The 774-nt window shown below is 59.6% G+C and carries 1 protein-coding gene and 2 pseudogenes; all 3 read right to left on the bottom strand.

What is annotated here, in order from left to right:
• Positions 1–77 (bottom strand): annotated as a pseudogene (locus MKD49_RS25740) (NAD(P) transhydrogenase subunit alpha); the annotation flags it as partial.
• Positions 78–137: 60 nt separating this feature from the next.
• Positions 138–500 (bottom strand): aspartate 1-decarboxylase, encoded by a 363-nt coding sequence (panD, locus tag MKD49_RS25735; protein WP_008325650.1) that lies wholly within the window; start codon positions 498–500, stop codon positions 138–140.
• Positions 501–585: 85 nt separating this feature from the next.
• Positions 586–774, bottom strand: a pseudogene (locus MKD49_RS25730) (NAD(P)(+) transhydrogenase (Re/Si-specific) subunit alpha); the annotation flags it as partial.

Genomic DNA, 774 nt, shown 5'->3' with positions numbered 1-774 from the left:
GTCCAGACCACGTGGTAGCCAACGTAGATGGCCAGCACGAAGATGATCAGGTTGATGATGGTGTGGCTGACTTCCATGGTGTTCCTCCTTGTGAGGCAGCCCGCTGGTGAAACGGGCCGCATGGTTCTTGTCGAGGGTCAGATCGCCTTGAGGCTGGTGATGCGGTTCTTGTCGTCCACGAAGACCACCTTGGGCTTGTAGCTGGCGACTTCTTCATCGCTCATCGGGGCGTAGGTACAGATGATGAGCAGGTCGCCCAGGTGCGCCAGGCGGGCCGCCGCGCCGTTCAACGAGATCTCGCCGCTGCCACGCTTGCCGCGAATGGCGTAGGTGGAGAAACGTTCACCGTTATTGACGTTGTAGAGTTCGATCTTCTCGAACTCGCGGATGTCAGCGGCTTCCAGCAGGTCTTCGTCGATCCCGCAGGAACCTTCATAGTTCAGGTCGCACTGGGTGACCGAGGCGCGATGGATCTTCGCGCGCAGCATGATGCGTTGCATGTACTTCTTCCTTCTTGTTTCAAAAGTGATGGGCGTGAGGGGGACTGAAAACGCCCGGGTTTTCTGCCGACCCGGGCCGGCAGATTCATTTGCGCAGGATCTCGCCACCCTGGCAGAGCAGCGTGGCCGCGACGATATCGTCTTCCTTGTTGATGACCAGCTTGCCTTCGGCATCGATGATCAGTTTCAGGAAGTCCAGCACGTTGCGCGCGTACAGGGCCGAGGCATCGGCCGCCACCAGGGCCGCCAGGTTGCCTTCGCCGATGATGTGCAC

The sequence above is a fragment of the Herbaspirillum sp. WGmk3 genome (assembly GCF_023952535.1).
In the GTDB taxonomy this organism is placed as follows: domain Bacteria; phylum Pseudomonadota; class Gammaproteobacteria; order Burkholderiales; family Burkholderiaceae_D; genus Herbaspirillum; species Herbaspirillum huttiense.
The sequence above is the reverse complement of the archived record's forward strand: the minus strand, read 5'-3'. Positions and strand labels throughout refer to the sequence as shown.

Excerpts from the sequence above, each read along its gene's own strand:
- panD (WP_008325650.1), bottom strand. The coding sequence starts at position 500 with ATGCAACGCATCATGCTGCGCGCGAAGATCCATCGCGCCTCGGTCACC.